Here is a 23,989-nt window from a genome sequence, read left to right as displayed (position 1 = left end):
GACAGGGTGCGTCAGAGCTGCATGCTGCCGACGCTTGCGCCGCCGCACACATAGAGCGTCTGCCCGGTGACGAAGCTTGCCTTCGGATCGGCGAAGAACATGAAGGCGTTGGTGACGTCTTCCACCGCGCCGAGCCGGCCAACGGGAATGCGTTTGGCAAGCTCTGCCTCCCGCTCGCTGCCCTTCGGGATGATGCCCCAGAAATTGTCGGTCTGGATCGGGCCGGGCGCCACCACATTGACGGTGATGCCGTGGGGGGCGAGCTCCAGCGCCCAGGTGCGCGCCATGCCCACCATGCCGGCCTTGGATGCGCCATAGGCGGTGCGGGTCTGTGCGCCCAGTGCTGCGCGCGAGCCGTTGAAGAGAACACGGCCGAAGCGGCGTTCCTTCATGGCAGGCAGGAAGGCTTTCAGGAGCGTGAGGGCGGAACCCAGGTGAAGCTGGGCGAGGCCGGTAATGTCTTCGGCGCTGGCGTCTTCGATGAGGTTCGGCCAGATGAGGCCTGCATTCTGCACGAAATGGGTGACGTCGTGCCTGCCGGCGATCTCGGCTGCGGCCGCGCTGACGGCTGTGTCGTCCAGCAGGTCGGCTTCGACCGAGCTCAGCCGTTCATGCGAAAACTCCGGCGCGCGGCGCGCAACCGAGACGACGCGGTAGCCCGCATCCAGCATGGTCCGGGCGAGGTCCGCGCCGATGCCCTTGTTGCCGCCGGTGATGACGGCTGTCAGCTCTTTGTCCATCGTGTCAGTTCCTGCCGGGCACGAGCGCCACCACGCGCAGCGGGCTGCCGGTGCCGTTTTTGATCTTGAGCGGGGTTGCGATCAGCATGGCCCCGGTGGGCGGCAGCCGGTCGAGATTGTTGAGGCATTGCAGCCCGTAGCGGCCTGCGCCGTGAAGATAGAAATGGGCCGGGTAGGGCGGCGTGTAGTGCGATCCCTGACCGGCGTCGGTGCCGACCGTTTCTGTGCCGAAACCACGAATGCCGCGATCATCCACGAGAAGCCGGACCGCCGCCGGCGTGGGGCCGGGGGAATGTGCGCCGTCCTCGCGCATGTTGAGATAGGCCGCGCCCCGGCGCTTCGACCAGTCGGTGCGCATCAGAACCCAGCTCTCGGCGGGAATGCGGCCGTGCTCGGCCTCCCACGCCTCGATGATCTCCGGCGTGAGTTCGAAATCCTCATCGGCGGCAGCGCCGTCAGAACAGTCGATCACGCAGACCGGGCCGATAAAGCGCTCGGCGGCAATCTCGTCGACGCTGCCATTGGGCACGTCGCGGCCGGAGATCCAGTGCGAGGGCGCATCGAAATGGGTGCCGGTGTGCTCGCTGCAGGTGAAGTTGTGCCATTTCCACGCCGGGCCGCGATGGTCATAGGCGGACACTTCTTCCATGCGGAAGCGGGCGCACTGGCCGAACTCGGGCGGCAGCACGATGACCGGAAAATCCTGATCGAGCGTGTGGGTGAGGTCCACCACCTCAATGGCGCCGGTGGCGAGCGCCTCCGCCAGATTGCCCAGAAGGGCGGATGGGTCGGTTGCGTGGACGTTCATGCGCCGCCTCCGTCGGTTTCGCTCATCTCGCGCTCCAGCACTTTTGCGCTGGCGCGCCAGCGCTCGATCAGGTCCTTCGCCACATCGCCGACGAACACGTCTTCCAGCCCGTCTTTGAGGCCGGAGACGATGGCCCGGGCAAGTGCTGCGGGCGCGACCTTGGGTGGCGGCAGGGGCTGGTGCCATGCGTCGTCTGTCGGGCCCGTATAGACGTTCATCACGCGCACGCCGCCGGGCCGCATCTCCGCGCGCAGGCACTGTGACAGCGAGTAGGCGGCGGCGTTGGACGCGGAGAACGCGCCAAAGGCCGGCATGTTGGAATAAGCGTAGACCGACAGGATGTTGACCCAGGCGGCGGCGCTGTTGTCGCCGTCTGCGCCGCGCCCGCGCATGGCCGGGCCGAAGGACTGGGCAAGCCGCATCAGGCCGAGATAATTCACTTCCATCTCGTCGCGGGCGAACACGGTGTCTCCACGGTCCATGATGCCGCCGGGGCGCACGAAGCGGGCATTGTTGACGAGAATGTCCGTCTTGCCGCCGATCTCGCCGGCAAGCTCGGCGACCGACGCGGTGTCGGTGACGTCGAGCGGCACGATCTGGACATTGGGGATCGCTTCGAGCGCGGCGCGGTGCGGATAGGGCCGCCAGCCTTCGGGCTCGCCGATGAAGATGATCGACGCGCCGGCCTTCGCGAAGGCCTCGGCCAGCGCCGGTGTGCTTTCGCTGCGTGCGTCGGTGATGAGCACGCGGCGGAATTTCGGATCGGCGGTGATTTCGCGCAGTTGCGGATCGTCTTCCATGTTGGGCGTCCCTTCGGGAGGCAGGGCGTAGAGAACGCCCTGGCCCGACTTGTCGAGCCGGTTGATGATGCGCACCCGCCCGCCGCGTGGCGCGTCGCCATGGACATGGCACATGACGGAGGGGCCGGCGTCGAGCCGGACGGTGCCGACACGCCATGGGGTGCGTTCGCGGAAATAGGTGTTGGTGCTGGTGCGCACGGTGGTTTCGGCGATGAGTTCGCCCGCCGGGTCGATGTCGCGCCATGGCAGGTCGGTCGACAGGCAGGTGGAGCAGGCGTCGCGCGGCGGATATTGCAGCGCGCCGCATTCGCCGCAGACCTGCAGCATGAAGCGCCCCTCGGCGGCAGCCGCCGTGAGCCCCAGCGCCGCGCGGCTTCTGAGGCCCGAAGGCAGTGTCTGTGTGCGGGTGCGCTTCTGTGGGTCTTTCTTCGGCGGTGGCAGGATGGCGTCGGTCATGTGCCCGCTCCCGAAATGATGGCGGCGCTGGAGCAGACGCCACGGTCGTAATTGATCATGCCGAAGCCCGAGACCATGGCGGTCGTCGCCCCTTTCACCTGGGTGGGGCCGGCTGCGCCGGTGACCTGGCGGATGGCCTCGACCATGCCGATGAAGCCGCCGGCGGCTCCTGCCTGTCCGGCTGAAAGCTGACCGCCCGACGTGTTGTGCGGAAAGTCGCCGACAATGGTGAGATCGCGCTCGCGCACGAAGGCCGGGCCCTCGCCTTTCCCGCAGAACCCCAGATCCTCGAACTGCATCATGGAGATGACCGGGTAGTCGTCATAGGTCTGCAACAGGTCCATGTCGTCGGGCGTGGCGTCTGCCATGGCGTAAAGCTCGTCGATATCCATGGCCCAGCCGCCGCGCATCTGGATCGGGTCTTCGGGAAAGGCGTTGTGACGTTCGATGCTGCCGCGAATATGTGCGTAAGGAAGGCTGGCGGCGCGGGCGTCCTCCTCCCGCATCACGAGAAACGCTTCTGCGCCGCTGACGGGCATGACGCAATCGAACAGCGCGATGGGATCGGAGATCATGCGCGCGCCGAGATACTGATCCATGGTGAGCGGCTTTTTCATCACCGCATGCGGGTTCCGGAGCGCATTGTCGCGCTGGGCGACGCAGATGCGGCCGAAATCCTCACGGGTCGCACCATAGGCGCTCATATAGTGGTCGGTCAGGAGCGCGAAACAGGCATTCGGTCCGCCTGCTCCGTAAGGGTATGAGGCGTCCTGCGCGAAGCGGCTGAAGCTTGAGAGCATGCGCCGGAAACTGTCGACATGATTGGTGTCGCCGGCAACGCAGGCGACGATGTCGGCGTCGCCCGCCTGCACCGCGCGGGCTGCACGCCTGAGCGCCACGACGCCGCTCGCCCCGCCCATGGGGATGTGATCGAGCCAGCGTGGCGTGAGGCCGAGATGCTGGGTCAGGCCCACCGCCGTGTCGGGAAAGAGCGTGAAGCTTGCCACCGAGAAGCCGTCGACATCGCGGGGGCTGAGGCCGGCGCTTTGAAGCGACTGACGCAGCGCGCGGGCGATCCACCAATGCGCCGTTTCCTTGGAGAAGCGCTGATAGGGCGCGGTGGCGGGCGCGGCGAGCACCACGCCCTCATAGCCCATCCGTCTTGAGGTGCGGCCCGCCATCAGGCCGCGCGCCTTTTCTTCATGGAGCGTGTGTCGACCGTTCCAGGATCGGTGAGAAGCCGGGCGACCAGTGTTTTCAGTTCGCCGCGCTGGATCTTCTGCGTCGAGGTCAGGGGCAGGGCGTCGACAAAGGCGATGTAGCCGGGAACCTTGTAATAGGCCACGCGATCCAGACACCATTCGGCGATCTCGCGGGCGCGGGCCTCATCGCGTTCGCCGCTCTCGACCACGAGACAGGCGAAGACCTCGTCGCCGCGCAGTTCGTCGGGTGCTGCGGCAACCGCAGCGGCCTTGATGTCGGGATGCTGCATGAGGAAGGATTCCACTTCCACGGCGGCGATGTTCTCGCCGGAACGGCGGATCACGTTCTTCTTGCGGTCGACGAAGAAGAAATCGCCATCGGCGTCGCGCATGACGATGTCGCCGGTGTGGAACCAGCCGCCTTCCCACGCTTCGGCGGTGGCCTCGGGGTTGGCGTAATATTCGGAGAAGAAGCCGAAACGCGGATCCTCGCCCGCATGGCGCACCAGAAGTTCGCCGGGCGCGCCGGGGGCTGCCTCGCTGCCATCGTCCGCGACCACGCGGGCCTCGATGTCCGGGCCGGGCTGGCCGAGGCAGTTTGTGCCGCGCTTGCGGGGCTCGTGATTGGCGACGATGACCGCGCCGGCCCCCGTCTCCGTCATCGCCCAGCCCTCGATCAGCGGGATGCCGAAGCGCTCCTCGAAGGGGCCGTGCAGCTTGGGATCGATGCCCGCGCCGAAACCGAAGCGCACATTGTGCGCCCTGTCCTGTTCCGTGGGTTCGGCCTTCATGAGAATGGACGGCATGACGCCCAGATAATGCAGGCAGGTGGCGCGGCTGTCACGCACGCTCTGCCACCAGCTGCGCGGGTGGAAACGGTCGAGCGCGATGAGGCAGCCGCCGACCGTGACCATCGCCATCAGCGAATACGCCATGGCGTTCATGTGGAAGATGGGCAGTGGCGTGATCATGCGCTCGCCGTCTTCGTTCATGGCGCAAAGGCCGCCCGATTTCGCGTACCAGCGGCCCGAATGCAGGAAATAGAGGTTCGACAGGACGCAGCCCTTGGGCTTGCCCGTGGTGCCGGAGGTGTAGAGCATCGCCGCTTCGCGGGTGAGCGATGCGCCCTGCGGCGTCTCCATGCCGGCAAAGCGTGGATCGAGCGGCGGGGTGTCCGCCTCGGGCGTGACGACCGGAAAGCCGACGCCGGAGGCGGCAGCCGCCTGTTCGAGATCCGCCACGCGGCTGGCGATCGCCACGGCCAGAACCGGGCGCGCGTGCCCGGCCATGTATTCCAGTTCCGCCGATTGCAGGTCGGGATTGACCGGCACGACCGAGAGCCCGAGCGCATTGAGGGCGAACCAGTGCAGGAAGAAGCCCGGCCGGTTTTCCATCAGGAGCATGACGCGCATGCCGGCGCGATAGCCCCCGGCAGCATAGGCGTTCCTCAACCGCTCGATCTCGGCGAGGGCTGCGCCATAGGAGAGTTCGCCGGCGGGAATGTCGTAGACCGTGGCCGTTTCCTCCAGCACGTGCAGGAACGGGCGGTCCGGCCAGCGCCCGGCGGTGTCGGCAAAGGCCGCGAACACGGTGTCGAACGGCGGGATCTGCGATTTCATCTGCTGCGCCTTTAAAGGAACATCTGGATATTGCCGAAGGCGGCGTCGGAATTGAGCAGATCGACGCGCTTGTGGGTGATCTTCAGCCTGCCGTCGATGAGCTTCAGCTCGTGGCGCGCGGTGGCGGCGAGCAGGATCTGGTCGTCGAGCCGCGTCTCCACATAGTGAAACGCCGTGTGGGTCGCGTATTCGCCTTTCTCCTCGTCCATGAGGTCGATGAAGGGGCGGTTTAGAACGTGGTGGCAGCGGGTCTTCGGCTTCTGCGAAAAGGTGCGCTCGCCCTTGAAGCGCTCGACGCGCAGCTTGCGCATGAAGGCGTCTTCATGCAGCAGGGAGGTAACGTGTTTCTCGTCCTGCTGATTGTAGTCGAGCGGCATCCAGTAGAAGCTGTCATGGGTCCACAGATCGAGCCATTCGTCGAACCGGCCATCGTCCAGCATGCGGGCTTCTTCATAGACGAAATCGATCAGGTCATCGCGGGTGGGGGCCTTCATCACGCGTCTCCTTCCATCGTCATCGTCATGTATTTTTCCCATGCGTGGAACTGGTTGCGCATCTGCCGTTCCGTGGTGCCGTTCTCGACGGCGATCTCGTCGAAATTCTCGCCTTCCTGATAAAGGCGCTGGACGTTGACCCATTCGAGGCCATCGGAGTGCAGGCCTTCCTGCGCGCGCTCATACATTTCCAGATCGTCATGGCCGACCATGGAAGTGGGCGCGTTGATCATGCGGTTGTACATGGCGGTGCGCTCCAGAAGCATGTCGGGCGCGCCCACCAGCCGGTAAATGTAGCTTTCGACCAGGGTTTTGTCGGCGGCGATCGGGGTGAACAGCCGCAATTGCTGGATCGGCCCCTTGATCATGATGTTGGGGAAATAGACCGTGTTGTGCCGGTTCTCGCCGAGGATGGCCTTTGTGCGCTCCTCGCCATAGGCCTCGACCATCTGCTCGTAATAACCGGGGATGGCCGAATAGTCGGAGTGGATCGAGTGATGCACGCCGGTGTGGCCGTGGCCGTTCGGCCAGGTGCGGATGCCCATGTTCTCGAAGAACTCATAGGGGCTCATGAAGGGAGCGATCACTTCCATGGCCATGGGCTTTTGCGTGCCCTCGGGCTTGTCCATCTTCTCCCACAGATCGATGGCCGTGCCGGCGGAGCTTTCATGCGCGACCATGGGATGGCAGGTGTCGGTCTGGTTCTCGACCAGCATTTTCCAGTTGCAGCGATGCATGTAGCGCAGCGGCGGACCGGCCACTTCCAGACGGCCCTCGGGCGAGCGGTCGACCATGTTGTCGAAGGAACTCAGCGCCTCGCCGAAGAAGCTCTCGAAGTCCGGCCCTTCCGCATTGAGGCGGGCGAAGATGAAGCCGCGATAGTTTTTCACCGCGCCGACAGAGGCGAGGCCGTGCACGGATTCGCTCTCTTCGAGGCCGGTATCCTTGTAGCCCTTGCGCAGCGGGATCGCGAGCAGGCAGCCATTCGTCTTGAACGACCATGCATGATAGGGGCAGCGGAAGAACTTGCCGGTGTTGCCCGAACGGTCGATGGCGATCTTCGTGCCCTTGTGCGGGCAGCGATTGTGCAGGACGTAGATCTCGTTGTCGGAGTGGCGCACCATGATGACCGGCTTGGTGCCGATCTCGGTGGTGAAATAGTCGCCCTTGTTGGGCGTCTGGCTTTCGTGGCCGACAAAGACCCAGGTGTTGGCGAAGAGATGTTTCATCTCCAGCTCGAACACTTCCTGATCGATGTAAACGTCGCGGTGGACTTCCGTTGGCCGGATCAGCTTGCTGATGGCTTGCGGGTTGTTCGCGTAACGGCTCATGGCTTGCTACTCCCTTGCTGGCCGCCGCCCTGCCTCCTACAGGTCGAGGACGAGCCGGTCGGATTTTGCGCGTGACACGCAGATCTGCATGACGTCGTTTGCTGCGCGTTCGTCATCGGTGAGGATGACGTCGCGGTGGTCGGGAATGCCGGACAGGACGGTGGTCTGGCAGATGCCGCAATCGCCGCGCTGGCAATCATAGATCAGGTCGACGCCTTCTTCTTCGAGCACCTCGATGATGGACTTGCCCGGCGGGATGGTGAAGACCTGTCCCGTGGAGCTGATCTCGACCTCGAAGGATTTGTCGCCCGCTTCGGCTTCATGGGCCTCGAAGAGTTCGAAGTGCACATGGTCTTTCGCCATGCCGCGGGCATGGGCGATCTCGCGCACTGCCTCGATCATGCCGCGCGGGCCGCACACATAGATGTGGCCTTCGGCCGGGGCCTTGCCGATCAACGCCTTCAGGTCGATGCAGGTTTCAGGCTCGTCGTCGCAATGAATGGTGAGCGCGGTGGTCTCGATGGCCTCAAGCGCGTCGACGAAGGCAAGGAGCGTGCGCGACCGGCCGGCATAGTGAAACGAGAAGGGGCGGTCTTTCGCCTTGCGTTCGGCGGCCATGGAGATGAGCGGCGTGACGCCGATGCCGCCGGCGATGAGAAGCACCGGCGCTTGCGCGTCGACCAGCGCGAAGTCGTTGCGCGGGGCTGACGTTTCGATGATGTCGCCTGCTTTCAGCCCATGCATGAAGCGGGAGCCGCCCTTGCTGTCCTCTTCGAGGCGCACGCCGAGACGGTAATGATCGGGCGCGTCGGTTGCGCCGGGATCGGTTTCGGCGTTGACGAGCGAATAGTGCCGGTCGCTGCCATCGGGCAGGACGACGCGGATATGCGCGCCGGCGGAAAAGCCGGGCAGGGCCGAGCCGTCCGCGGCCTCCAGTTCGAGTGTGCGGATGTTCGGGGTCAGCGCCTCGCTGGCGCGCACCCTGAGCTTCAGTTCGCTCATCGCCGATATCTCCTCCCTCTGCGGCGCCTCCATCAGCTCATCGGCAGGCGAGCTGTCATCCGCAGTGTCTGAATAATATGAATTCGCATATTTTTGCCTGTCAAGCTTCAAGCCTCAAAAAGTGAAATTTCATCTTTTTAAGCTTGAAGCGCGTTAAAACTTGTGGAAGCCTTCGTAGTTGGAGGAGGCCGTCACGGGAGGAAAACGATGACGCGCATTTTTAAAACGCTTGTATCTGCATCTATTTTCTCGGCTGCCATGAGCCTGAGCGCCATGGCGCAGGAGACGGTTCTGCGCATGTCCAACTGGCTGCCGCCGTCTCACCCCATCGTCAAGGACATGATGGTTCCCTGGGCGGAACAGCTGAAAGAGGCGAGCGACGGACGGATCGAAGTGCAGATCCTCGACGCACCGCTCGGGCCGCCGCCGGCGCATTTCGATCTGGCTGCCAATGGCGCGGTGGACCTGACATTCGGCGTGCATGGTTATACGCCGGGCCGCTTCACCCTGACGGAAATCGCCGAAATGCCGTTCCTGGCCGATACGTCCGAGAGCCTCTCGGTTGCCTTCTGGCGGGTGTACGAAAGCGATCTGGCGCAGGCCGATGAGCATCGCGGCACCAAGGTGCTGGGCGTGTTCGGGCATGGGCCGGGGCTTCTGTTCACCAAGGGCAAGCCGGTTTCGCCGCTGTCGGACCTGTCGGGCGCGAAGATCCGTGTGGCGGGCAACATCACCAACAAACTTGCCGAAGCGATGGACATGGTGTCGATCCAGGCCCCGTCGCCACAGTCTTATGAAATCCTGTCGGGCGGCATCGCCGACGGCATCTTCTTCCCCGTCGAATCCGTGCCCTTCTTCAAGCTGGAATCGCTGGTCGACAAGGCGCTGAGGGTTCCCGGCGGGCTTTACAACGTTTCGTTCTTCTTCGTGATGAACAAGGCGAAGTTCGACAGCCTGTCGGATGAAGACAAGGCGGCCATCGAGAAGGTTTCCGGCGAGGCGTTCTCGCGCATGGCCGGTCAGGCCTGGGACGCGGCCGACGCGGCGGGCATGGAGGTCATCCAGTCGACCGTCGAGTTCCATGACGCCACCGAGGACGAACTCACCGAACTGCGTGAGAAGACCGGGCCGATGTTCGACGAACTCGCCAAGGCCTATGAGGCCAAGGCGCTCGACTTCGACGTGGTCCTGGGCAAGCTCAAGGACGAAATCAAAGCGGTGGCGGCTGAATAATGGCCGCCCCCTCCGAGCGGATCGCAATGCGGGCTCGGCGGTGGTTACGACTTGCGACCGCCGTGCTCTGCGGAGCGTTTCTGGTTGCGCTGACACTGGTGACGGTGGCCGATGTGATTGGCCGCTATCTCCTCTCGTCGCCGCTTCCGGGCGCAGCCGAATACACCGAAATCCTGCTTATGGCGATTGTGTTCATGGGATTGCCGGCCGTGTGTCTGGATGACGGGCATATCAGCGTCGATCTGCTTACGGCGAGCCTCAAGGGCATGGCTGCGAAGGTGCAGCTCAACCTTGGTCGGCTTCTGGTTTCCGTGGTTCTGGGGCTCGTTTCCTGGCAGCTGTGGAAGCACGGAGCCCAGCTTGAAAGCTATAACGAGGTGACGGTCTACCTGCGTACGCCGCTCGGGCCGTTCGCCAAGGCGACGGCGGTGATTGCCGGCATCAGCGCCATCATCACCTTTGTCATGGCGGTGCTCAGACTGCCCAAAAGCGATGGCGGGGGCGTGTAATGGCCTGGCCAATCGGAATGGCGCTGCTTCTGGCGCTGATCTTTGCCGGCGTGCCCATCGCCTTCGCCATGACGGCCGTGGGGCTTGTCGGTGTGGTGTCCATCGTTGGCTGGCACCCGGCGCTGGCCATGCTCGGGCAGGTCTTTTTCGACAGCGGCCGCAGCTATACGCTTTCCGTCGTGCCGCTGTTCCTGCTGATGGGCAATCTCGTGGTGCAATCCGGCGTGGCCGGCGATCTTTATGCGGCGGCGAATGCCTGGCTGCGTCACCGCAAGGGCGGGCTCGCCATGGCCACCATCGTCGCCTGCGGCGGGTTTTCGTCGGTATGCGGCTCGTCGCTCGCCACCACGGCGACCATGGCGCGCATCTCGCTGCCGGCCATGCGCAAATATGGCTATTCCGACCGGCTGGCCGCTTCGTCCATTGCGGCGGGCGGAACGCTCGGCATTCTCATTCCACCATCGGTCATTCTCGTCATCTATGGCATCCTGACACAGCAGAACATCGGCAAGCTGTTTCTGGCCGGCCTTCTGCCGGGGCTGATCGGCGTGATCGGCTACATCATCGCCGTGCGCCTGTCGCTCGTCGTCTATCGCGAACATCTGGAGACGCAGCCCAAGCTGCCGCTGATCGACCGTGTGCGGGCGCTGCGTGGCGTGGTCTGGGCGCTGGCGCTGTTCGTGTTTGTTCTGGGCGGCATTTATATGGGCGTCTTCACCGCCACCGAGGCGGCTGGCATGGGCGCAGGCGGTGCGTTTCTTCTGACCTTCATGCGCGGTCGGCTGACCCTGCGCGCCACGCTGTCCACGCTGTTCGACACGGCGAAGACGACGGCGGTGATGTTCTTCATTCTGTTCGGGGCGCTCTATTTCCTGAACTATGTGAATTTCTCCGGCCTGACGGGCGACTTGCGCACCTGGATCAATGCGCTTGGTGCCGGCCCGTACCAGGTCATCTTCATGATCGTGCTGATCTATCTGGTGCTGGGCTGCCTGCTCGAGAGCATCTCGATGATCACGCTGACCGTGCCGATCCTGTTCCCGATCGTGACGGGCCTTGGCTTTGATCCGATCTGGTTCGGCATCTTCGTGGTGATCGCGACCGAGCTGAGCTTCATCACGCCGCCCATCGGCATGAATGTTTTCGTCATGCGCACGGTGGCCCCCGACATTCCGCTGGAGCGCATCTTCGCCGGCATCCTGCCTTTCGTGGCCATGGATGTGTTGCGGCTCGCGCTTCTGATCGCGCTGCCGGCGATGGCGCTTCTGATACCCAATTCCATGTGACCGGAAGAGATGATGGCGAAAGACGAAGACAGGATCGAGATCGACCGCAATGCCGGGTTTGTCGGCGACTACCTGCTCTATCTGCTCGCTGCCGCCAGCGATGCGGCCAGCACGGACTTTCATGCCCATGTGCGCGAGCAGGGGCTGCGCGTGCCGGAATGGCGCATCCTCGCCTGCCTGAGCGATGAGGACGGTCAGATGGTGACGCAGCTCGCCCAGCTTGCGCTGATGGAACAGTCGCATCTGACCAAGATCATCGATCACATGGCGTCGAAAGGACTGGTGAAACGCCGGAGTGACGAGCGCGACCGGCGTCGTGTGCGCGTGTTCCTGACTGCTGCAGGCCGCGCGCTTGGCGCACGCCTCGTTGATGAAGCGCAGGCGCATGAAGAAGAGATCATCGCGCGGCTGCGCCCCGGCGAAGCAGCGCTTCTGAAGAACGCCCTCAAGCATGTTCACGCGCTTTATCGCGCCGGCAGCGGCATCACGCCTGCGCCGGTTCGCGAGCCCGTGAAACTGGAGACGAGACCGACATGAGCGATCTGGAGAAAACCCCGAAACCCGACGAGCCGCGGCTCCTGCACGAGGCGGTGTGCCCGCAGGGCTGGCCGCAGCCGAAGGGCTACGCCAATGCCGTGATGACCGATGGCGGCATCATCTACACGGGCGGGCTGGTCGGCTGGGATCGCGAGGGCCGTTTCCCGGAAGGGTTCGTCGCCCAGGCGCACCAGACGTTTCGCAACATCCGCGACGTGCTCGAAGCGGCGGGCGCAGGGCCGGAACATCTGACGCGCCTCACCTGGTACGTGACGAGTGTCGAGGACTATCTGGCCGATCCGAAAGGGCTGGGGAGAGCCTATCGCGATGTGTTCGGCCGCTGTTTCCCGGCCATGGCCACGGTGGAGGTGACGCGTCTGGTGGAGCCGGAGGCGGTCGTGGAAATCGAGGCGACGGCGGTTTTGCCCCGGGGTTGAACCAATGTGAGTGACATAAATGCCCGTGACTGTGTGCGGGCGAGGAGGAGAGTGCAGACATGAAAGTAGCTGTTCTGGGTGGAGGCAACGGGTCATACGCGGCTGCGGCGGATTTCGCCGAGGCGGGCCATGACGTTCGCTGGTGGCGGCGCGACCGCGCCAGTTTCGCCGATGTCGAGGAGGCCGGCGGCATCACCCTCACCGACCACGAGGGCAGCCGGAAGATCGCGGTCGTGCCGACCGACGATCTCGCTGCGGCGCTGAAAGGCGCGCAGCTGATCGTCGCGCCGACGCCGGCCTTCGCGCAGGAGGACATCGCCACCCGCCTCGCGCCGCATCTGGAAGACGGGCAGGTGATCTACCTGCCGCCGGGCACGTTCGGTTCCTATCTGATGATGAAGCGCATTCGTGAAGCGGGCTCGAAGGCCGACATCGCGATTGCCGAAACGGGCACGCTGCCATGGCTGACGCGCAAGCAGGGGCCGCTCGAAGTGCGCGTGACGACGCGGGCCTCGCGCCTGCCGACCGGCGTGCTGCCCGCGCGGCACACGGATCATGCGATCAAGGCCATTGCGGCGGTGTTCCCGGCCTCCATCGAGCCGGTGGAGGATGCGCTTTCGGGCGCGCTGATGAACGCCGGCCCGATCATTCACCCGCCGCTGATCCTCATGAATGCCGGTCCCATCGAGCATTTCGACCGCTGGGACATTCACAATGAGGGCACGCAGGCTTCCATCCGCCGCACGCACACCGCGCTCGACAATGAGCGCATGGCGATCCGCGAGGCGCTGGGCTATGGCGCGCCACACTTTCCGCTGGCCGATCACTACGAGACCAGCGACTGGATGTACGGCAATCTCGCGCATGACAAGCTGGTGGATTCCGGCGACTGGCATGAGAAGCTGGACCTGAAGTCGCACCGCTACATGCTGGAGGATGTGGGCATGGGCCTCGCCTTCATGGTGTCGGTGGGCGACTGGGCCGGCGTGCCCTGTCCGGTGGCGACCGGTCTCCTGGCGATTGCCGGCGCGGTGGCCGAGCGCGATTTCCGCGCCGAGGGCCGCACAATGGAGCAGATCGGTCTTGCCGGTGAAAGCCGCGAGGCGGTGCAGACCATGCTGCGTGAGGGCCTGTGATGACGGGCGAAGTGACCATCGCCTGCATCGGCGCCGGTCGCATGGGGCGGGGCATTGCGCAATGCGTCGCCTATGCCGGCCACGCGGTGCGGCTCATCGATGCGAAAGAGCGTGACGCCGACGCCTTTGCAAAACTGCGCGATGAGGCGCTGGACGAGATCCGCACGGCGCTGGCCTCCATCGCCGCGCTTGGCGCATTCAGGGTGGACGCCGTTCCACAGATCATGGAACGGGTGAGCATCGTGCCGCGCGGCGAGGCGGCGGCAGGTCTTGCCGGGGCGCGCATCGTGTTCGAGGGTGTGCCCGAGGTGACGGACGCCAAGCGCGATGCGTTTGCGCTGTTCGACGCCCATGCCGATGGCGACGCCATTCTGGCCTCGACCACCTCGACCATGCTGTCGACGGAGCTGGCGGGCTTCACCTCTGCGCCCGAGCGCTTTCTCAATGCGCACTGGCTGAACCCGGCCTTTCTGATGCCGCTGGTGGAACTCAGCCCGGCCGATGAGACGGATGCGGAAACCACCGCTTTCGTGCGCGCCTATCTTGAAGGCATCGGCAAGGTGCCGATCGTCTGCAAGGCTTCGCCCGGCTACATCGTGCCGCGCATTCAGGCGCTCGCCATGAATGAAGCGGCGCGGATCGTCGAGGAAGGCGTTGCGAGCGCCGAGGATGTCGACAAGGCGGTTACCTATGGGTTCGGCCTGCGCTTCGGCGTGCTGGGCCTTCTGGAATTCATCGACTGGGGCGGCGGCGACATTCTCTACTATGCGAGCCGCTATCTCGCCGGGGCTTTCGATGATGAGCGCTATGCGGCTCCCGGCATCATCAGTCGCAACATGGAGGAAGGGCGTATCGGCCTGAAGACGGGTTCCGGCTTCTTCGATTACGCCGATGTGGACGTCGACGCTTACCGCCAGCGCCGCATGGCGGCTTTCCTGAAGGCGCTCGACAATGCGGGGCTCGTGCGGCCACCCGTGCTTTAGGCCCGGTGCCTGAAACAGGGCGTGAAACCAGACCGGACGGAACAAGTCCGGAAAACCAGAGAGGACGATGACATGAACCAAGCAACGACCAGATCGATCGCCAGGACCATCAGACGCGGCCTTCTTGCAACGGCGCTGACCAGCGTTGCCTTTGCCGGGCAGGCCAGTGCGGAAGAAACGCTGAAGGCGATTTCCGCCTTCCCGCAATCGCTTGCCTTCTCGCAGAGCTTCAAGGGCTTTGTCGATCTCGTGAACGAGCGCGGCAAGGGCGTCATCCAGATCAACTATGCGGGCGGGCCGGAGATGTTTCCGCCGAACCAGCAGGTAGACGCGGTGCGCCGTGGCGTGGTCGACATGCAGTATGGCCCGGCCTCCTATTATCTGGGCACCATGCCCGAGGCGGATGCATGGGTGGCGTCCACCGTCACGGCCGCCGAGGCGCGCGAGAATGGCGGCTTCGGCATCATGCAGGAGGCGTTCACCAAGAAGCTGGGCGTGAACCTGCTGGCCCATCTCGACACCGGCGTCAAATTCTACATCTACACGATCAACGAGCCCAAGCGGACCGAGGATGGCGGCATCGATCTCGATGGCCAGCGCATCCGCTCGCAGCCGATCTACAACGCCTTCTTCGAGGCGCTGGGGGCCATTCCCGTCTCCGTGCCGGTGCCGGATGTCTATACCGGCCTTGAGCGCAGCACGTTCGATGGTTCGGGCTGGCCCATTGTCGGCATTCAGGACCTCTCCTGGGACAAGTTCCTGCGCTATCGCATCGATCCGGGCTTCTTCCAGACGGATCTGGCCGTGGTGGTGAACCCGGCCAAATGGGATGGCCTGAGCGATGAGGCAAAGAAGATCCTGAACGACGCCGCTGCCGAATATGAGCAGACGTCCTACGACAATTTCCAGAAGGTGATTGAGGAGACCGACAAGGCGGTTCGCGAGAACGGCATGGAGGTCATCGAGCTGGAGGGCGATGCGCAGGCGACGTTCCTGGACCTTGCCTATGACAGCGCCTGGAAGCGCATGAAGGATTCCGGGTCGGAGTATTACGACGCACTGCGCGAAGCGTATTACGACCGCTGATCCCGTGCCGGCGGAAGCCTTGAGCTTCCCCTGACGGGCGATCCCGGAGAGGCGTTTCACATCGCTCCGGGGTTGCCCGCAGGGCATTCCCCCGCACCACTTTTGAAAAGCCGCGCGCCATGTTTCTGCTACGCATCTACAACTGGATCATCAACGGACTGGCTGTGCTGGGCGCAGCCAGTCTCGTTTTCATTTCTGCCGCCATCATTGTCGATGTCGTGCTGCGCAACACCGGTTTCCGGCCGTTCCAGTCGACCAGCGCCATCGTCGAATATGTGATGCTGTTCTCCACCATGGCGGCCGCGCCCTGGCTGGTGCGCAACAACGGGCATGTGGCGATCTCCTCCTTCGTGGGGGCGATGCCTGACGGCGCGCGCCTTCTGGCGGGGCGGGTCGTGCTGGTTCTCGCCATCCTGACGCTTGGCCTCCTGTGCTGGCGCTCGGCGGCGGTGGGGCTGGAAATGGTGCAGTCGCGCGCGGTCGACATGCGCTCCATCAACATTCCCTCCTGGGTTCTTTACGCCATGCTGTCCATGGGCTTCGGCCTGATGGCGCTGGAGTTCCTGCGCATGCTGCTTCGCGGCGAAACCTATACCGGCAGCGGGGGAGCACACTGATGGTCTGGTACGAATCCGCCCTCCTGATGATAGGGGGGCTCCTGTTCCTGATGTTCTTCGGCATGCCGGTGGCCATCGCGTTTCTGGCGATCAACATTGTCGGCGTCTACATCTTCATGGGCGGCATGATCGGCATCGACCAGCTTGTCGCCAATGCCTCCACATCCGTCACCAGTTTCGCACTGGTGCCGGTGCCGCTGTTTCTCATCATGGGCGAGCTTCTGTTCCACACGGGGCTCGCTATTCGCGTGTTCGATGCGCTCGACAAGTGTTTTGGCGGCATCAAGGGGCGGCTTTCCTATCTGACCGTGGGCGGCGGCACGATCTTCGCCACACTGTCGGGATCGTCCATGGCCAACACGGCGATGCTCGGCACGACGCTGATGCCCGACATGATCAAGCGCGGATACAAGCCGCACATGATCATGGGGCCGATCCTGGCGACCGGTGGTCTGGCCATGATCATTCCGCCATCCTCGCTGGCCGTGCTGCTTGGTTCGCTGGCGCGCATCGATGTGGGTGCGCTGCTGATCGCGGGGCTGGTGCCGGGGCTGCTTCTGGCGGCGCTGTTCATCGCAACGATCCGCATACAGATCGCGCTCGATCCGGAAGCCGCCCCCGGCTATGCGGCGGAACGGGCGAGCCTTTCCGAGATCATGCGGGCGGTTCTGGTGGACGTCATGCCCATGGGCATCGTCGTGTTCGCGGTGGTCGGGCTGATCCTGCTCGGCTGGGCGACGCCGACCGAATCCGCAGCCTTCGGTGCGCTGTCCGTCGTCGTGCTGGCGGCGTGCTATCGCACGCTGAGCTGGCAGGCCGTGGTGCGCTCGCTGACCGGCACGCTCAAAGTGTCGGCCATGATGCTGATGATCATCGTCGGCTCGACCACCTTCTCGCAGATCCTCGCCTTCTCCGGCGCGTCTTCGGGCCTGATCTCGTTTGCCACCAGTTTCGAGCTCAACGCCTATGTGGTGCTCGCGGTCATGTTCCTCGTGCTTCTGCTTCTCGGCATGTTCATGGATCAGCTTTCTATCATGATGCTGACCCTGCCGATTTTCATGCCGCTGGTCGGGCTCTACGGGTTCGACCAGATCTGGTTCGGCGTGGTGATGCTTCTGGCGCTGGAACTCAGCCTTGCGACCCCGCCCTTCGGTCTCCTGCTCTTCGTCATGGTTGGCGTGAGCCCGAGGGGGACGACCATCGGACAGGTGGCGCGGGCCGCGCTGCCCTACATCGCCTGCACGCTGCTTTTGGTCGTGCTGCTTGCGCTTTTCCCGCAGCTGGCCCTCTGGTTGCCGGGCCTCATCAGGAGCTGACGTCATGAAGATCTGGTATCAAAGCTATGTCGATTACGAGAATGGCGCGGGCTACTGGGATGAACTGAGGAAACATCTCGACGCCATTGTGGACCCCGGCACTGAGATCGACATCAAGGGCATCACCCCGCATGACAGCTACGCCCACGCCATCGTGGAGTTTCGCTGCGCGCGTGAGGTGATCTGCAATGCGGTGCGGGCCGAGCGCGAGGGCTATGACGCTTTCATCATCGGGCATTTTCAGGATGCCGGCCTCTATGAAGCGCGGTCGGTGGTCGACATTCCGGTGCTGGGCATGGGGGAGGCGTCCATGCTGCATGCCTGCCAGCTTGGCCAGCGCTCGGGCATCGTCACGATTAACCGGCGTTACATTCCCTGGTTTCACCACCAGATCGGCAAATACGGTCTCGGCGAACGCGTAACCGGCGTGCACGCCATGGATTTCGAGCCGGGGCAGATCCTTGCCGCCTTCGGTTCCGATGAGCGGCTTGAAACCGTGCGCGCCCTGTTTGAGGAGCAGGCCCGGCCGCTGGTGGATGAGGGCGTGGACGTGCTCATTCCCGGCGGCGGCATTCCCATGCTTCTGTTCTCGCAATTGCAGGCGCACCGGGTGGATGGCGCGCCGGTGATCAACGGCATTCCGATTGTCGTGAAGCTGGCGGAAATGGCCGTGAAGCTGAAGGGGCTGACCGGCCTTGGCGTCAGCCGCACCTCGGATTTCGTCAAACCGCCGGAAGAGATCATCGAAGAGTTCATGACCCATCCCAGGGGGCTGTAACCATAAAAGGGTCTGTAAGCATAAGAGGGCGTCTTCGCGCCTTTGGGCAATAATTCTCCGGGCCTGTTGACTGGCTTTTGCAAAGCTGTCCCAATATCAAGGGGACGATATCGGCAGCGCCTGGAGGATTGCTATGCGTGCGGCACGCGGACTCTCCCTGTTTTTCATTTTTGTTTTCGGGTTTGCAGCAATGGCTGCCGCGCAGGATGCGCGCCGGATCGTGACCAGCGAGAATGCCGATTATTTCGGTTTCGACCTGCGCACCGAAAAGGATGTGACGCTCGACCAGTGCAAGGCGGTGTGCCTTGCCGATCCGCAGTGCCGGGCCTTTACCTACAACACCAGCGCGCAATGGTGCTTCCTGAAGTCGGATTTCAACCGCCTCGATTCGTTCGAGGGCGCGGTGGCCGGCAAGGTGGTGGTGAGCGGCGCTGCTGCCGATCTTGGCGCGCCGCCGGCGCTGCGCTTCGTGCCCGAACATGTGCTGCGCGAGGCGGATCAATATCGTGACGAGGTGCTGCGCACGCAGAATGCCGTCAATGCCGGTTTCGCTGCCCTGACCGCCGCAGGCGGGCAGGCGCTTGCGAACAATGATCCGCTCAATGCGATCCGGGCCTATTCCGCAGCCCTTGTGGTGGAGCCTGACAATGCGGGCCTGTGGTCTCGGCTTGCGCGCGCCGCGACGGTGGCGCAGCCAGCCGGCGAGATGAACCTCTATCGTCTGCAGCGCGCTGGCACGGGTGCAGCGGTGAACGCCTACAATCTGTCGCGCAGCACCGATGACCGCGCCGAAGCGCTGGCCGTTCTTGCGCCGGCTCTTGAGCGGCGCAACCTCTTCCGCCCCGCGCTCAGCGCCTATGAGGCGAGCCTTGCGCTCAGGACCGCGCGCGATGTGCAGGAGGCTTATGCCGATCTCAAGCGCCGCAAGGGGTTCCGCGTGATCGATCATTCGGTCGATTCCGACAGCGCCACGCCGCGCGCCTGCGTGCAGTTTTCCGAGGAGCTGGTGAAGAGCGGCGTCGACTACGCCCAGTTCGTGACCGTCGACAATCTGCGCTCCTTCGCCGTTGACCGCAGCGACAAGGAGCTTTGCGTCAGCGGTCTGAAGCATGGCGAACAGTACCGCATCGTCATCCGGCAGGGCCTGCCGGCGGCCATTGGCGAGGTGATTGCCGAGCCGGTGCCGCTGGAAATCTACGTGCGGGACCGTGCGCCTTCGCTGCGCTTTACCGGCGACAATTTCGTGCTGCCGTCCTCGGCGCGCCGGGGCATCCCGTTCGTTTCCGTGAATGCCGACAGCGCGACGCTGTCCGTGTATCGCGTCGGTGACCGCGCGCTGGCGCGTCTTCTGAGCGAGGGGCAGTTCCTGCGCCAGCTCAACGAATACGCGGTGGACGAGGTGGCCGACCAGATGGGCGCGCCCGTCTTCGAAGGCACGATCGAGGTGGACGCCGAACTGAACAAGGATGTCGTCACCAGCATCCCCGTCGATGAGGCGGTGCCGGAGCGCAAACCCGGCGTCTACATGATGACGGCGGTGCCGGAGGGCGACCGGAGCCAGAACTGGGACAACCGCGCCACGCAGTGGTTCCTTGTCTCCGATATCGGGCTTTCCACCTTTGCCGGCGAGGACGGGCTTTCGGTTTTCGCGCGTTCGCTTGCGAGTGCGAAGCCGCTCGACGGTCTGAAGCTCAGGCTGGTGGCGCGCAACAATGAGGTGCTTGGCGAGGCGGAGACCGATGGCGATGGCCATGCGCGCTTCGATCCCGGTCTGGCGCGTGGTTCTTCCGGTCTCGCGCCGGCGGCGATCATCGCTGAAGACGGGACTGAGGATTTCGTCTTCCTCGACATGACGCGCGCGGGCTTCGATCTTTCGGATCGTGGCGTGACGGGGCGTCCTTCGCCCGGACCGCTCGACGTGTTCGCCTGGACGGAGCGTGGCATCTATCGCGCCGGCGAGACGGTGCATGCGAGCGCGCTCACGCGCAATCCCGCTTCGGATGCGGTGGAGGATCTGCCGCTGACCTTCATCTTCCGCCGCCCCGACGGCGTGGAGGATCGGCGCGTCGTTTCCGATGGCGCGGCGCTTGGCGGTCATGCGGTGGCGCTTGATCTGCCCGGAAGCGCGATGCGCGGCACCTGGGTGCTCGGCATTTATGCCGATCCGAAAAAGCCGGCGCTGGCCGAAAAGAATTTTCTGGTCGAGGATTTCGTGCCCGACCGCACCGAGTTCGAGCTTGCAAGCGCCGATGAGACCGTGCCGGTTGGTGGTGTGACGGATGTGACCGTCGATGGCCGCTATCTCTATGGCGCACCGGCGGCGGGGCTTGCGCTTGAAGGCGAACTGACGGTCGCGCCGACGCGCGAATGGAAAGCCTTCCCCGGCTATGTCTTCGGCCTTGATGATGAGGAGGATGTGGAGGCGCTGCGCGTTTCGCTGCACGGTCTGCCCGAGACCGATGCGGAAGGGCAGGCGCGGTTCCCGGTGGCGCTGGATGGCGCGCCATCCACCACGCGTCTCCTGAAGGCGGATGTCAGCGTGCGCATGCGCGAGGCCGGCGGCCGCGCCGTGGAGCGCGCGCTGGAGATCGGTGTCGAGCCGGAAAGCGCGATGATCGGCCTGAAGCCGGAATTCACCGGCGGTCGCGTTGCCGAGGGAGCGACGGCGAATTTCCGCGTGATCGCGGTCGATCCGAAGGGCGAGCGCATCGCCATGGACGGCCTCGAATGGAAACTGCTGAAGGTGGAGCGGCACTATCAGTGGTATCGCGATGGCGGTTCCTGGAACTATGAGCCGATCAGCACGACGAGCCTCGTGCGCGAGGGAACGGTGGATGCAAAGGCCGACAGCGAGCCGCAGATCGGCGTTTCCGTGGACTGGGGGCGCTATCGCCTAGAGGTGGAAAGCCCGGATGCGGGCGGGCCGATCACCAGCGCGGCGTTCGATTCCGGCTGGTATGTGGAGGCCGGTTCCACCGAGACGCCGGACGGGCTGGAAGTGGCGCTCGACCGCGACGCCTATGCGGTGGGTGAGACGGCGAAGCTGAAGATTTCGCCCCGCTTTGCCGGCGAGGTTCTGGTGACGGTGGGTTCCGAGAGCCTGCTTGAAACCTTTACCGCAAACGTGCCGGAAGCCGGCGCGACCGTGGACATTCCGGTGACCGACGCGCTGGGGGCCGGGGCCTATGTGACCGCAACGCTGTTCCGCCCCGGCGACGATGCCGAAAACCGCCTGCCCATGCGCGCCATCGGCGTGCGCTGGCTCAAGGTTGATCCGGGTGCGCGTGACCTTGCGGTTGAACTCGGCGTGGAGGAACAGGCGCGCCCCGATGCTGCCCTTTCAATTCCCGTCAGCGTTGGCGGGCTGGAACCGGGTGAAGAAGCCTATGTGACCGTTGCGGCGGTCGATGTGGGCATTCTCAATCTGACGCGCTACGAGCCGCCACAGCCGGACGCCTGGTATTTCGGCCAGCGCATGCTGGGCATCGAGATGCGCGACATTTACGGGCGGCTGATCGATGGTTCGCTCGGCGCGATGGGCCGGCTGCGCACCGGCGGCGATGGCGGGGGCATGGCGCCCACCGGCAGCGCGCCGACGCAGAAGCTGGTCGCCTTTTTCTCCGGCATCGTTAAGGTGGACGATGACGGGAAAGCGGAGGTCTCCTTCGAGATTCCGCAGTTCAACGGCACGGCCCGCATCATGGCGGTCGCCTGGTCGAAGAAGGGCGTGGGCAGCGCGCAGCAGGATGTGATCATCCGCGATCCCGTTGTGCTGACCACCAGCCTCCCGCGCTTCCTGGCGCCGGGCGACGAGGCGCGGCTTCTGCTTGAAATCGCCAACACGGATGGTCCTGCCGGTGACTATCGCCTCACGGTGATGGCCGAAGGGCCGGTGGACGCCGATCTGCGGTCTCTCTCCGATACGGTCACGCTTGAGGCGGGCGGCAAGGCCACGCTCTCCGTGCCTGTTTCGGCGACGAACCAGACGGGCGAGGGCGCGCTGACGGTGGCGCTTGCGCATGAGAGCGGGCTTGCCGTGGAGAAAAGCGTGCCCCTGCCGGTGCGGCCTGGCGTGATGCCGGTTGCCAGCCGCAGCGTGGTGACGCTTGCAGCCAATGGCGGCAGTGTCACGCTGGACGGCGCGCTTCTGGAAGACAGCTTTGCCGAGAACGCTTCGGTGAGCCTCAACATCTCGCGGGCCGACGGGTTCGACATTCCGGCACTTTTGATGTCGCTCGACCGCTATCCTTATGGATGCACGGAGCAGACCACGAGCCGCGCCCTGCCGCTGCTCTATGTGAGCGAGCTTTCAAAGGCTGCGGGGCTGGAAGAGGATCCGGCGCTGAAGGGGCGCATTGAGGACGCCATCACAAGCGTGCTTGCCGCACAGTCTTCGTCTGGCGGCTTCGGTCTCTGGGGACCGGGATCGGGCGATCTGTGGCTCGACGCCTATGTGACGGACTTCCTCACCCGCGCCGGCGAGCAGGGCTTTGCCGTGCCAGAGGCGGCGATGGGCCAAGCGCTGCAAAACCTCTCGAACACGCTCGCCTATGACACGGATGTCTCCTCGCGCGGCAGCGAGATCGCCTATGCGCTTTATGTGCTGGCGCGCAACCGCAAGGCTTCGGCCGGTGACCTGCGCTACTATCTCGACACGCGGCTCGATGAGTTCTCCACGCCGCTGGCCCGTGCGCAGCTTGCTGCGGGTCTCGCGCTCTACGGCGATGCGGAACGTGCGGAACGGGGCTTTGCCTCCGCCTTCCGTCTCGCTCAGGGCATGAGCGGGCGTTACACGGCGCGCTCCGATTACGGATCGCGTCTGCGCGACGGTGCGGCGATGCTGGCGCTGGCGGCGGAAAGCCGGCCCGAACCGGCGCTGGTGCCGCAGATGATCGATCTGGTGGCGGATGTGCGCGGTGACACGCGTTACATGAGCACGCAGGACGAGGCGTGGATGCTTCTGGCCGCCCGTGCGCTGAGCCAGTCGAGCGACGATTTGCGCCTGACCGTGGACGGCAACGCCCATGCGGGCGCGTTCTCGCGGCGGCTTTCGGGACTGGAGATCGAGGCCGCGCCACTGACGGTGGCCAATCAGGGCAACGAGCCGGTCGATGCGGTGATCACCACCGTGGCCGCGCCGCAGCAGCCGCTGCCGGCGGGCGGCGAGGGCTTCACCATCGAGCGGCGCTACTACACGCTGGACGGTGAAGAGGCGAATGTCTCCGACGCGCGCCAGAACGAGCGCTATGTGGTGGTTCTGGAGATGATGGAACAGAACGCCTGGCCTTCACGCGTTCTGGTCTCCGACCTGTTGCCGGCGGGCTTCGAGATCGACAATCCGCGCCTGGTGGGCAGCGCCGAACTGGCGAATTTCGAGTGGCTTGGCGAGACGGATGCGGTTCACACCGAGTTCCGTGACGACCGCTTCATCGCCGCCTTCGACCGCAATGGCGGCGGCAAGTTCCGGCTCGCCTATGTGGTGCGTGCGGTGACTCCGGGCGTCTACACGCATCCGGCGGCGAGCGTGGAAGACATGTACCGTCCGCAGCTCTCCGCCCGCACGGCCACGGGCTTCATGGAGATCGTGGGGCAGTAGGCGGCGGCGATGAAAACGCGTCG

Annotated in this window: 20 protein-coding genes; 12 read left to right on the top strand and 8 right to left on the bottom strand. The window is 64.5% G+C overall.

The annotated features are described in order from the left end of the window. Nucleotides 1-11 precede the first annotated feature (11 nt). Genes ACRTG1_RS20225 through ACRTG1_RS20190 form a run of 8 tightly spaced genes read right to left on the bottom strand, consistent with a single transcriptional unit; the run spans nucleotide 12 to nucleotide 8,452 of the window. Complete coding sequence (locus tag ACRTG1_RS20225) at nucleotides 12-740, bottom strand: SDR family NAD(P)-dependent oxidoreductase (RefSeq protein ID WP_113153410.1); 729 nt, start codon at nucleotides 738-740, stop codon at nucleotides 12-14. A 4-nt stretch (nucleotides 741-744) separates the two neighbouring features. Next, the gene (locus ACRTG1_RS20220) at nucleotides 745-1,548 is read right to left on the bottom strand and encodes a cyclase family protein (protein ID WP_432516983.1); all 804 of its coding nucleotides are present in this window, start codon (nucleotides 1,546-1,548) and stop codon (nucleotides 745-747) included. Then, nucleotides 1,545-2,804, bottom strand: a complete 1,260-nt coding sequence (locus ACRTG1_RS20215) for an SDR family NAD(P)-dependent oxidoreductase (protein ID WP_432516982.1) — start codon at nucleotides 2,802-2,804, stop codon at nucleotides 1,545-1,547. The genes ACRTG1_RS20220 and ACRTG1_RS20215 overlap by 4 nt, the downstream gene beginning before the upstream one ends. Further along, entirely contained in the window at nucleotides 2,801-3,985 is a 1,185-nt protein-coding gene (locus ACRTG1_RS20210; RefSeq protein WP_432516980.1) for a thiolase family protein, read from the bottom strand. The genes ACRTG1_RS20215 and ACRTG1_RS20210 overlap by 4 nt, the downstream gene beginning before the upstream one ends. Further along, nucleotides 3,985-5,625: an AMP-binding protein gene (locus tag ACRTG1_RS20205; RefSeq protein WP_432516979.1), complete on the bottom strand. Its 1,641-nt coding sequence runs from the start codon at nucleotides 5,623-5,625 to the stop codon at nucleotides 3,985-3,987. The genes ACRTG1_RS20210 and ACRTG1_RS20205 overlap by 1 nt, the downstream gene beginning before the upstream one ends. Nucleotides 5,626-5,636: 11 nt before the next feature. Further along, entirely contained in the window at nucleotides 5,637-6,119 is a 483-nt protein-coding gene (locus ACRTG1_RS20200) for an aromatic-ring-hydroxylating dioxygenase subunit beta (RefSeq protein WP_206545725.1), read from the bottom strand. Next, entirely contained in the window at nucleotides 6,119-7,450 is a 1,332-nt protein-coding gene (locus ACRTG1_RS20195) for an aromatic ring-hydroxylating dioxygenase subunit alpha (protein WP_432516978.1), read from the bottom strand. The genes ACRTG1_RS20200 and ACRTG1_RS20195 overlap by 1 nt, the downstream gene beginning before the upstream one ends. 36 nt (nucleotides 7,451-7,486) lie before the next feature. Beyond that, on the bottom strand, nucleotides 7,487-8,452 hold the full coding sequence (locus tag ACRTG1_RS20190) for a PDR/VanB family oxidoreductase (protein ID WP_432516976.1): 966 nt from the start codon (nucleotides 8,450-8,452) through the stop codon (nucleotides 7,487-7,489). Between the two features lie 207 nt (nucleotides 8,453-8,659). Between ACRTG1_RS20190 and ACRTG1_RS20185 the strand changes: the two genes are divergently transcribed. The 12 genes from ACRTG1_RS20185 (at nucleotide 8,660) to ACRTG1_RS20130 (ending at nucleotide 23,966) form a co-directional block, all read left to right on the top strand. Then, entirely contained in the window at nucleotides 8,660-9,685 is a 1,026-nt protein-coding gene (locus ACRTG1_RS20185) for a TRAP transporter substrate-binding protein (RefSeq protein ID WP_206545727.1), read from the top strand. Further along, nucleotides 9,685-10,194 carry a TRAP transporter small permease gene (locus ACRTG1_RS20180; protein ID WP_206545728.1) on the top strand — a complete coding sequence of 170 codons (510 nt, stop codon included), beginning with the start codon at nucleotides 9,685-9,687 and terminating at the stop codon, nucleotides 10,192-10,194. Before ACRTG1_RS20185 ends, ACRTG1_RS20180 begins: the two co-directional genes overlap by 1 nt. Further along, a complete protein-coding gene (locus ACRTG1_RS20175) occupies nucleotides 10,194-11,480 on the top strand; it encodes a TRAP transporter large permease (RefSeq protein ID WP_113153401.1) in 1,287 nt (428 codons plus the stop codon). Before ACRTG1_RS20180 ends, ACRTG1_RS20175 begins: the two co-directional genes overlap by 1 nt. Before the next feature lie 12 nt (nucleotides 11,481-11,492). Continuing rightward, entirely contained in the window at nucleotides 11,493-12,017 is a 525-nt protein-coding gene (locus ACRTG1_RS20170) for a MarR family winged helix-turn-helix transcriptional regulator (protein ID WP_222474053.1), read from the top strand. Then, entirely contained in the window at nucleotides 12,014-12,454 is a 441-nt protein-coding gene (locus ACRTG1_RS20165) for a RidA family protein (protein WP_206995297.1), read from the top strand. The genes ACRTG1_RS20170 and ACRTG1_RS20165 overlap by 4 nt, the downstream gene beginning before the upstream one ends. Before the next feature lie 59 nt (nucleotides 12,455-12,513). Next, nucleotides 12,514-13,590 (top strand): NAD/NADP octopine/nopaline dehydrogenase family protein, encoded by a 1,077-nt coding sequence (locus tag ACRTG1_RS20160; RefSeq protein ID WP_432516973.1) that lies wholly within the window; start codon nucleotides 12,514-12,516, stop codon nucleotides 13,588-13,590. Then, nucleotides 13,590-14,573 carry a 3-hydroxybutyryl-CoA dehydrogenase gene (locus ACRTG1_RS20155; RefSeq protein WP_432516972.1) on the top strand — a complete coding sequence of 328 codons (984 nt, stop codon included), beginning with the start codon at nucleotides 13,590-13,592 and terminating at the stop codon, nucleotides 14,571-14,573. Before ACRTG1_RS20160 ends, ACRTG1_RS20155 begins: the two co-directional genes overlap by 1 nt. Before the next feature lie 72 nt (nucleotides 14,574-14,645). After that, entirely contained in the window at nucleotides 14,646-15,659 is a 1,014-nt protein-coding gene (dctP, locus tag ACRTG1_RS20150; protein ID WP_113153396.1) for a TRAP transporter substrate-binding protein DctP, read from the top strand. Between the two features lie 119 nt (nucleotides 15,660-15,778). After that, nucleotides 15,779-16,276: a TRAP transporter small permease gene (locus ACRTG1_RS20145; RefSeq protein ID WP_113153395.1), complete on the top strand. Its 498-nt coding sequence runs from the start codon at nucleotides 15,779-15,781 to the stop codon at nucleotides 16,274-16,276. Further along, the gene (locus ACRTG1_RS20140) at nucleotides 16,276-17,592 is read left to right on the top strand and encodes a TRAP transporter large permease (protein ID WP_297565526.1); all 1,317 of its coding nucleotides are present in this window, start codon (nucleotides 16,276-16,278) and stop codon (nucleotides 17,590-17,592) included. The genes ACRTG1_RS20145 and ACRTG1_RS20140 overlap by 1 nt, the downstream gene beginning before the upstream one ends. A 4-nt stretch (nucleotides 17,593-17,596) precedes the next feature. Next, nucleotides 17,597-18,370 carry an aspartate/glutamate racemase family protein gene (locus ACRTG1_RS20135; protein ID WP_113153393.1) on the top strand — a complete coding sequence of 258 codons (774 nt, stop codon included), beginning with the start codon at nucleotides 17,597-17,599 and terminating at the stop codon, nucleotides 18,368-18,370. A 133-nt stretch (nucleotides 18,371-18,503) separates the two neighbouring features. Further along, complete coding sequence (locus ACRTG1_RS20130) at nucleotides 18,504-23,966, top strand: MG2 domain-containing protein (RefSeq protein ID WP_432516969.1); 5,463 nt, start codon at nucleotides 18,504-18,506, stop codon at nucleotides 23,964-23,966. Nucleotides 23,967-23,989: the final 23 nt, after the last annotated feature.

Origin of the sequence: Nitratireductor sp. PBL-C9 (assembly GCF_050877045.1) — a bacterium.
In the GTDB taxonomy this organism is placed as follows: Bacteria; Pseudomonadota; Alphaproteobacteria; order Rhizobiales; family Rhizobiaceae; genus Nitratireductor; species Nitratireductor aquimarinus.
The sequence above is the reverse complement of the archived record's forward strand: the minus strand, read 5'-3'. Positions and strand labels throughout refer to the sequence as shown.

Coding starts and splice junctions, on each gene's coding strand:
- ACRTG1_RS20170 (WP_222474053.1), top strand. CDS start 11,493: ATGGCGAAAGACGAAGACAGGATCGAGATCGACCGCAATGCCGGGTTT.
- ACRTG1_RS20145 (WP_113153395.1), top strand. CDS start 15,779: ATGTTTCTGCTACGCATCTACAACTGGATCATCAACGGACTGGCTGTG.
- ACRTG1_RS20175 (WP_113153401.1), top strand. CDS start 10,194: ATGGCCTGGCCAATCGGAATGGCGCTGCTTCTGGCGCTGATCTTTGCC.
- ACRTG1_RS20210 (WP_432516980.1), bottom strand. CDS start 3,985: ATGGCGGGCCGCACCTCAAGACGGATGGGCTATGAGGGCGTGGTGCTC.
- ACRTG1_RS20185 (WP_206545727.1), top strand. CDS start 8,660: ATGACGCGCATTTTTAAAACGCTTGTATCTGCATCTATTTTCTCGGCT.
- ACRTG1_RS20135 (WP_113153393.1), top strand. CDS start 17,597: ATGAAGATCTGGTATCAAAGCTATGTCGATTACGAGAATGGCGCGGGC.
- ACRTG1_RS20160 (WP_432516973.1), top strand. CDS start 12,514: ATGAAAGTAGCTGTTCTGGGTGGAGGCAACGGGTCATACGCGGCTGCG.
- dctP (WP_113153396.1), top strand. CDS start 14,646: ATGAACCAAGCAACGACCAGATCGATCGCCAGGACCATCAGACGCGGC.
- ACRTG1_RS20195 (WP_432516978.1), bottom strand. CDS start 7,450: ATGAGCCGTTACGCGAACAACCCGCAAGCCATCAGCAAGCTGATCCGG.
- ACRTG1_RS20190 (WP_432516976.1), bottom strand. CDS start 8,452: ATGAGCGAACTGAAGCTCAGGGTGCGCGCCAGCGAGGCGCTGACCCCG.
- ACRTG1_RS20215 (WP_432516982.1), bottom strand. CDS start 2,804: ATGACCGACGCCATCCTGCCACCGCCGAAGAAAGACCCACAGAAGCGC.
- ACRTG1_RS20200 (WP_206545725.1), bottom strand. CDS start 6,119: ATGAAGGCCCCCACCCGCGATGACCTGATCGATTTCGTCTATGAAGAA.
- ACRTG1_RS20220 (WP_432516983.1), bottom strand. CDS start 1,548: ATGAACGTCCACGCAACCGACCCATCCGCCCTTCTGGGCAATCTGGCG.
- ACRTG1_RS20165 (WP_206995297.1), top strand. CDS start 12,014: ATGAGCGATCTGGAGAAAACCCCGAAACCCGACGAGCCGCGGCTCCTG.
- ACRTG1_RS20205 (WP_432516979.1), bottom strand. CDS start 5,625: ATGAAATCGCAGATCCCGCCGTTCGACACCGTGTTCGCGGCCTTTGCC.
- ACRTG1_RS20180 (WP_206545728.1), top strand. CDS start 9,685: ATGGCCGCCCCCTCCGAGCGGATCGCAATGCGGGCTCGGCGGTGGTTA.
- ACRTG1_RS20225 (WP_113153410.1), bottom strand. CDS start 740: ATGGACAAAGAGCTGACAGCCGTCATCACCGGCGGCAACAAGGGCATC.
- ACRTG1_RS20140 (WP_297565526.1), top strand. CDS start 16,276: ATGGTCTGGTACGAATCCGCCCTCCTGATGATAGGGGGGCTCCTGTTC.
- ACRTG1_RS20130 (WP_432516969.1), top strand. CDS start 18,504: ATGCGTGCGGCACGCGGACTCTCCCTGTTTTTCATTTTTGTTTTCGGG.
- ACRTG1_RS20155 (WP_432516972.1), top strand. CDS start 13,590: ATGACGGGCGAAGTGACCATCGCCTGCATCGGCGCCGGTCGCATGGGG.